General features: G+C 70.4%; 8 protein-coding genes. 6 read left to right on the top strand and 2 right to left on the bottom strand.

Annotated elements, in window-relative coordinates; all coding sequences use genetic code 11:
- The 4 genes from FHS87_RS12800 to FHS87_RS12785 form a co-directional block, all read left to right on the top strand.
- Positions 1-803: UDP-glucose dehydrogenase family protein (locus FHS87_RS12800; RefSeq protein ID WP_184518776.1), on the top strand; the 803-nt coding region annotated here is incomplete at its 5' end.
- A gap of 11 nt (positions 804-814) precedes the next feature.
- A complete protein-coding gene (gene pgmG, locus FHS87_RS12795; protein WP_184518773.1) occupies positions 815-2,227 on the top strand; it encodes a phosphoglucomutase/phosphomannomutase PgmG in 1,413 nt (470 codons plus the stop codon).
- Entirely contained in the window at positions 2,224-2,559 is a 336-nt protein-coding gene (locus FHS87_RS23775; protein WP_184518814.1) for a gamma-glutamylcyclotransferase family protein, read from the top strand. The genes pgmG and FHS87_RS23775 overlap by 4 nt, the downstream gene beginning before the upstream one ends.
- 49 nt (positions 2,560-2,608) lie before the next feature.
- Entirely contained in the window at positions 2,609-3,715 is a 1,107-nt protein-coding gene (locus FHS87_RS12785) for a DSD1 family PLP-dependent enzyme (protein ID WP_184518770.1), read from the top strand.
- Between the two features lie 58 nt (positions 3,716-3,773).
- On the opposite strand, the gene FHS87_RS12780 is transcribed toward FHS87_RS12785, so the two are convergent.
- Positions 3,774-4,910 carry a D-alanyl-D-alanine carboxypeptidase family protein gene (locus FHS87_RS12780; protein ID WP_184518767.1) on the bottom strand — a complete coding sequence of 379 codons (1,137 nt, stop codon included), beginning with the start codon at positions 4,908-4,910 and terminating at the stop codon, positions 3,774-3,776.
- A 204-nt stretch (positions 4,911-5,114) separates the two neighbouring features.
- The gene (locus FHS87_RS12775; RefSeq protein WP_184518764.1) at positions 5,115-5,306 is read right to left on the bottom strand and encodes a hypothetical protein; all 192 of its coding nucleotides are present in this window, start codon (positions 5,304-5,306) and stop codon (positions 5,115-5,117) included.
- On the opposite strand from FHS87_RS12775, the gene FHS87_RS12770 reads away from it, so the two are divergent.
- Positions 5,305-5,814 carry a phasin family protein gene (locus FHS87_RS12770; RefSeq protein WP_184518762.1) on the top strand — a complete coding sequence of 170 codons (510 nt, stop codon included), beginning with the start codon at positions 5,305-5,307 and terminating at the stop codon, positions 5,812-5,814. The two genes, FHS87_RS12775 and FHS87_RS12770, sit on opposite strands and share 2 nt — an antisense overlap.
- 304 nt (positions 5,815-6,118) lie before the next feature.
- The gene (gene clpS, locus FHS87_RS12765; protein ID WP_221299878.1) at positions 6,119-6,526 is read left to right on the top strand and encodes an ATP-dependent Clp protease adapter ClpS; all 408 of its coding nucleotides are present in this window, start codon (positions 6,119-6,121) and stop codon (positions 6,524-6,526) included.
- Positions 6,527-6,658: the final 132 nt, after the last annotated feature.

The raw sequence follows: 6,658 nt of genomic DNA, 5'->3' as shown, positions 1-6,658 counted from the left end.
TGGTGATCGGCGCCGAGAGCGAGCGGGCCTTCACCGTGCTGCGCCGCCTCTACCGCCCGCTCTACCTCATCGAGACGCCGATCGTGCAGACCGGCCTCGAGACGGCCGAGCTGATCAAGTACGCCGCCAACGCCTTCCTCGCGGTGAAGATCACCTTCATCAACCAGATGGCCGACCTATGCGAGAAGGCGGGCGCGAACGTGCACGACGTCGCCCGCGGCATGGGGCTCGATGGCCGGATCGGCCGCAAGTTCCTCCATGCCGGCCCGGGCTATGGCGGCTCCTGCTTCCCCAAGGACACGCTCGCCCTGGCCCGCACCGCGCAGGAGCTGGGCGCGCCGGCCACCATCGTCGAGACCACCATCGCGGCCAACGAGGCCCGCAAGGAAGCCATGGCGGACCGGGTGATCGCGGCCATGGGCGGCTCGGTCGCGGGCAGGACGATCGCGGTGCTCGGCCTGACCTTCAAGCCCGAGACGGACGACATGCGCGACGCGCCCTCGCTGGTGGTGGTGCCCAAGCTCGCGGCCGCCGGCGCCACCATCCGCGCCTACGACCCCCAGCCCGGCCATGCGCGCCAGCTCATGCCGGCCGCCACCCACTTCGCCGGCTCCGCGCTCGACGCGGTGGAGGGGGCGGACGCCCTCGTGCTGCTGACCGAGTGGAACGAGTTCCGCGCCCTGGCCCCCGAGCGGCTCCGCGCCGCCATGGCCGGCAACACCGTCCTCGACCTCCGCAATGCCTGGGACCCCCAGGCCTTCCGCGAGGCCGGGTTCCAGTACCTGTCCATCGGACGACCGTGAGAGAAACCGCGATGCCGAGCTTCAGCCACCGCTTCGACCCGACGAGCCTGCGCGAGTACGACATCCGCGGCGTCGTCGGGAAAACCCTCTCGGGGGAGGACGCCTTCGCCATCGGCCGGGTGTTCGGCTCGATCGTCTCGCGCAAGGGCGGGGCGAAGGTGGCGGTGGGCTATGACGGCCGCCTTTCCTCCCCGATGCTGGAGGAGCGGCTGGTCGCCGGCCTCATGGCCTCGGGCATGGAGGTGATCCGCATCGGCTGCGCGCCGACGCCGATGCTCTACTTCGCCGCCTACCACTTCGGCACCGACGGCGCCGTGATGGTGACGGGCAGCCACAACCCGCCGGACTACAACGGCTTCAAGTCGATGATCGGCAAGAAGCCCTTCTTCGGCGCCGACATCCAGAACCTCGGCAAGATGGCGGCCGAGGGCGACGTGGTGGAGGAAGCCCAGGGCTCCTCCCGCCAGGAGGACATCTCCGAGCAGTATGTCGCCCGCGTCCTGCAGGACTATGACGGCGGCGACCGCAAGCTGAAGGTGGTGTGGGATCCCGGCAACGGCTCGGGCGCCGAGATCACCAAGATGCTCGCGGCGAGGCTTCCGGGCGAGCACACCGTCATCAACGGAGAGATCGACGGCAACTTCCCCGCCCACCATCCCGACCCGACGGTGGCGAAGAACCTCGAGCAGATCATCGCCGAGGTGGCGAAGCAGGGTGCTGATCTCGGCATCGCCTTCGACGGCGATGCGGACCGCATCGGCGTGGTGGACGACAAGGGCAACATCTTCTTCGGCGACCAGCTCCTCGTCGTGCTCGCGCGCGACGTGCTGAAGAGCAAGCCCGGCGGCACGATCATCGCCGACGTGAAGGCGAGCCAGGTGCTGTTCGACGAGGTGGCCAAGGCCGGCGGCACGCCGCTGATGTGGAAGACGGGCCACTCCCTCATCAAGTCGAAGATGGCGGAGACCGGCGCGCCGCTGGCGGGCGAGATGTCCGGCCACATCTTCTTCGCCGACAAGTGGTACGGCTTCGACGACGCCCCCTACTCCGCCGTGCGCCTGCTCGGCATCGTGGCGCGGATGAGCGAGACGCTCTCCGCCGTGCGCGACGCCATGCCGAAGGTGATCAACACCCCCGAGCTGCGCTTCGACTGCGCCGAGGACCGCAAGTTCGTCGTCGTGCGGGAGGTGAAGGATCGCCTCGCCGCCGAGGGCGCGAAGGTGCAGGACGTGGACGGCGTGCGCGTGCTGACGGATGACGGCTGGTGGCTGCTCCGGGCCTCCAACACCCAGGCCGTGCTCGTCGCCCGCGCCGAGGCGAAGAGCGAGGAAGGGCTGGAGCGGCTGAAGGCTGGGATCGCGAAGCAGCTCGAGGCCAGCGGGCTGGCGGCGCCCGACTTCTCCGGGGAGAATGCGGGGCACTGAGCCCCGTCTTCCTCTACGGCACCCTGCTGGACCGGTGCATCCTCGCGCGCCGGTCCGGCGATCCCTCGCTGCCGCGCCGCGCGCGACCGGCTGTCCTGCACGGCTTCGCGCGGGTCGCCTTCCGCGGCACCCCGTATCCTACCCTCATCCGCCGCCCCGGGGGTTCCGTGGAAGGCGCGCTGATCCGCCCCGGCCCGGCCGCCATGGCGGCGCTGAGGCGCTACGAGGGCCCGTGCTACCGGCTCATTCCCCTGCGCGTCGAGACCAGGCGCGGGCCGGTGCGGGCGCGCGCCTGGGTGGTGCCGCGCTTCATGGCGGGCGCGCGGGCCTGACGCGGCGCTCTGGCCCGGGCTAAAAGTCCTGGGACCACGGAGCACCGGAATGCTGCAAGCCCCACCCGCCGAACCCGGGATGCGCGAGGAGGAGGTGGACACCCCCGCCCTCCTGCTCGACCTCGACGCCTTCGAGGCGAATCTCGACCTCATGGCCGCCCGCCTCGCCGGCACCGGCGCGAAGCTGCGGGCCCATGCCAAGACCCACAAGTCCGCGGTGATCGCGCAGCAGCAGATGCGGCGCGGCGCGGTGGGCCAGTGCGTGCAGAAGGTGGCCGAGGCCGAGGCGCTGGCCTGGGGCGGGGTGCCCGACATCCTCGTCTCCAACCAGGTCGTCGATCCCCGCAAGCTCCGCCGCCTCGCCGCCCTGTCCGGCATCGCCAAGGTCGCCGTCTGCGCCGACGACGCCGCGGGCATCGACACGATCGCCGCCGTGGCCGAGGCCGCCGGGCGCCGGATGGAGGTGCTGGTCGAGATCGATGTCGGCGCCGGGCGCTGCGGCGTCTCCCCCGGGCCCGAGGCGGTCGCGCTGGCCGAGCGGATCGCGGCCTCCCCGAACCTGATCTTCGGCGGGCTCCAGGCCTATCACGGCAGCGCCCAGCACAAGCGGGGCATCGAGGAGCGCCGCGCCGCCATCGCCGGGGCCGCCGAGGGCGTGCGCCGCACGGTGGAGCAGCTCACCCAGCGCGGCCTGCCCTGCCCCATCATCGGCGGCGCCGGCACCGGGACCTATGAGCTGGAGCTGGAACAGGGGCTCTGGACGGAGATCCAGGCGGGTTCCTACGCCTTCATGGATGCCGACTACGCGGCCAATGGCGAGCCGCCAGCCTTCCGGCAGAGCCTCTTCGTGCTGTCCCAGGTGATGTCCGCCCCGCGGGACGGGATGGCGGTGCTGGATGCCGGGCACAAGGCGGTGGCGATCGATTCGGGCCTGCCCCTCGTCTGGGAGCGCCCGGGGGTTCGCTACACCGGCGCCTCGGACGAGCACGGGGCGCTGACTGTCGAGGGCGGGGCGCGGCCGAAGCTGGGGGAGCGCCTACGGCTGGTGCCCGGCCATTGCGACCCGACGGTGGACCGCTACGACTGGTATGTCGGCGTGCGGAAGGGGCGGGTGGAGTGCCTCTGGCCCGTCTCGGCCCGCGGCGGCATGGCCTGAACGAAGAAGGGGGCCGACTTGCGGCCCCCTTGGCTCGACGCGGGATCTTTCGGGGGGATCAGCGCCCGGCGCGCTTGGCGCGGGGGGCCGCGGCGGCGGGGGTGTTGCGGCGCTTGGCCGGGGTGGCCACGCGGACCAGCCCGCCGCCATCGCCCTGCTCGACCACGCGGCGGGTGCGGGCGGCCGCGGCCCGGGTGCCCCGCTGCACGACCGGCTTCGCCGCGGCCCCGGCGCGGCGGCCACGGACCTCGGCGGCCTCGGTGACCGGGCGGACCTGCCGCAGCGAGACCTGGCGGATGTTCGAGCGCGCGACCGGCGCCGCGATCATCGCGGCCTGGGCGCGGGAGAGCACGGAGGGCGCCCGGGCCATGACCAGGCCGGTATCGGGGATGCGGGCCGGGGGCGCCACGCCCAGGCGGGAGAAGCCGTCGTCGAGCAGCATGGCGGCGTGGCGGTCGCGCTCCACCCAGGAGGCGCCACCGAAGACCGAGACGAAGACCCGCTGGCCGCCGCGCTGGGCAGAGATGACGTTGTTGAAGCCGGAAGCGTTGATGAAGCCGGTCTTCACCCCGTCCACGCCCTCGTACTCGCCGAGCATGCGGTTGTGGTTCCGGAAGGCGTAGTTGCCGGCGCGGACCGCGGCGCTGCCGAAGTAGTGCCAGCGGTCGGGAAAATCGAAGTAGAGGCGGCGGCCGAGGGTGGCCATGTCGCGCGCCGTCGTCGTCTGGTTGAAGTCGGGCAGGCCGGAGGCGTTGCGGAAGGTCGTGTTCGTCATGCCGAGCTGACGCGCCTTCTGCGTCATCATCTGGCCGAATCGCTCCTCCGTGCCGCCCAGCGCCTCGCCGACGGCGGTGGCGACGTCATTGGCCGACTTCATGGTCAGCGCGTAGATCGCGACCTCGACCGGGATCGTCATTCCGGGGGGCACGCCGAGCTTGGAGGGCTGCCGGCTGTTCGCCTCCTCGCTGATATAAATACGGCTCGCCATGGTGATGCGCCCCTCGCGCATCGCCTCGAACAGCATGTAGAGGGTCATCATCTTGGTGAGGGAAGCGGGGTAGCGGGGCTCGTCCGCGCTGGCGCCGCCGAGGGCCTGGCCGGTGCGGCCGTCCATCACGAAGGAGGCGTAGCGCTCGCTGCCGATCTGCGCCGCGGCGGGCTGGGCGGCCAGCAGGGCTGGAAGCAGGGCTGCCATCCAGCCCACATTCCTGGCCATTGACCGGACGCCCCCGCGCCCACGGCCAAGCCAGGCCCCCAAACCCTTTGTCATAGCAATCCCCCATGTCTCGGCCCCGCCCCCGCGGTATTGGCCGTCCCGGTAGGCCCCCCAGCCATCCCGGACCCCGACGATACGGGGCTTCGCGCGAGCCTGTCCACCCGAAGATGACGGCTTTTCAGGCTATGCGTCGGTTTTTACGGCATATTCACCTTTGACCGAAAGTTCCTCACATAAAGTAATTGTGATGGTGCACTGCAAAATAGTGGATGACAGCCGTTCATTGCGCTCGGTATAGGACCCATGTTGCAGCGCAGCACAGCCATGGCAACGACCATGGCCTGCCTCTTCGAAAATCCAGGAGACGACAGTCATGGCCAACGAGTCCCCCAAGGTTGCCCGCCTCGCGACCGACACCGTGAGCACCGCCGCCACCGCCGCGACGACCGCCACCGAGAACGTGGCGAGCAAGGCCACGAACTTCGCCGAGGCCGGCACCACCCAGATGCGCTCCGCCATGGAGCAGGCCAGCAAGGCCGCCCAGGAGTTCGCCGAGTTCTCGCGCGGCAACGCCGAGATCTTCACGCAGGTCGCGCAGACCTGGATGATGGGCACCCAGGACCTGAGCCGTCAGGCCTTCGCCTTCGCCCAGGCCCTGACCGACCACACCCTTGAGGGTGCGCGCGCCCTGGCCACCGTGAAGAGCCTCAAGGAGGCCGCGGAGATCCAGGCGAACTTCGCTCGCGGCACGCTGGACCGCGTGATGTCCGAGACGACGAAGATGCAGGAGGCCTCCCTCCGCCTCGCCGAGCAGGTCACCACCCCGGTGACGCAGCGCGTCTCGCTCGCCATGGAGCGCGCGACCAAGCCGCTCGCGGCCTGAGCCGGACCCGGCCGGCCGCAGGGGCACCCCCTTGTGGCCGGCCACCGGGATCGCGGGACCCCGCCTGCCCACCCTCAGGGGTGCGGCGCGCGGGGTCCTTCGCGTTCGATCGGGGGACCACCCCTGGCAAGGTGAGGGGCTCTGGCCCATATGCGGGAATGCCGAGAGGCTTCACCTCGCGCGATGCGATCCGGTATCCTCACAGCACAATAGTACATCGGCGGGACGCCGGCCCCCTTGGCAAGCCGGCGATCCGTGAGACCATGGCGGGGCGATGACAGAGCAGGACAGGCGCCCGGGCGGCATGACGGGCGGGAATTCCGAAGATCCGGACAAGGGTGCCCCCCCTGACAAGGGCAATGTTCCGTCCCGCCCGAACACGCCGGGCGACGGCGGCTCGGGCACGGATGGCGGGAGCCCGGTGACGGGGGTGGTGGTCAAGGCGCGCCCGCGAACGCGCAAGCCCACCATGTACAAGGTCCTGATGCTGAACGACGACTACACGCCGATGGAGTTCGTCGTTCACGTTCTGGAAAGATTCTTCCAGAAGAACCGGGACGAGGCGACCCGCATCATGCTGCATGTCCATCGCCGGGGCGTGGGGGTCTGCGGGGTCTTCACCTATGAAGTAGCCGAAACAAAGGTGACACAGGTGATGGACCTGGCGCGCCAGAACCAGCACCCTCTGCAGTGCACGATTGAGAAGGACTGATTCTGCGGGCTGGCGGGGAAGGTCGGAGCGTTGAAACACCGCGTAACCGACCCCTCCCCTCCGCGTTCGGGGAATCAGTCACAATATAGACTTCTGAGTAGCGGCCGCCCCAAGCTTGACGTCCACGGGGAC

Source organism: Muricoccus pecuniae, from assembly GCF_014199205.1.
In the GTDB taxonomy this organism is placed as follows: domain Bacteria; phylum Pseudomonadota; class Alphaproteobacteria; order Acetobacterales; family Acetobacteraceae; genus Roseomonas; species Roseomonas pecuniae.
Note: the sequence above shows the minus strand (reverse complement) of the source record. Positions and strands in the feature narration are given on the sequence as shown.

What these genes read in the sequence shown, in the direction of transcription:
- pgmG (WP_184518773.1), top strand. Translation starts at nt 815, where the DNA reads ATGCCGAGCTTCAGCCACCGCTTCGACCCGACGAGCCTGCGCGAGTAC.
- clpS (WP_221299878.1), top strand. Translation starts at nt 6,119, where the DNA reads ATGACGGGCGGGAATTCCGAAGATCCGGACAAGGGTGCCCCCCCTGAC.
- FHS87_RS12785 (WP_184518770.1), top strand. Translation starts at nt 2,609, where the DNA reads ATGCTGCAAGCCCCACCCGCCGAACCCGGGATGCGCGAGGAGGAGGTG.
- FHS87_RS12770 (WP_184518762.1), top strand. Translation starts at nt 5,305, where the DNA reads ATGGCCAACGAGTCCCCCAAGGTTGCCCGCCTCGCGACCGACACCGTG.
- FHS87_RS12780 (WP_184518767.1), bottom strand. Translation starts at nt 4,910, where the DNA reads ATGGCAGCCCTGCTTCCAGCCCTGCTGGCCGCCCAGCCCGCCGCGGCG.
- FHS87_RS12775 (WP_184518764.1), bottom strand. Translation starts at nt 5,306, where the DNA reads ATGACTGTCGTCTCCTGGATTTTCGAAGAGGCAGGCCATGGTCGTTGC.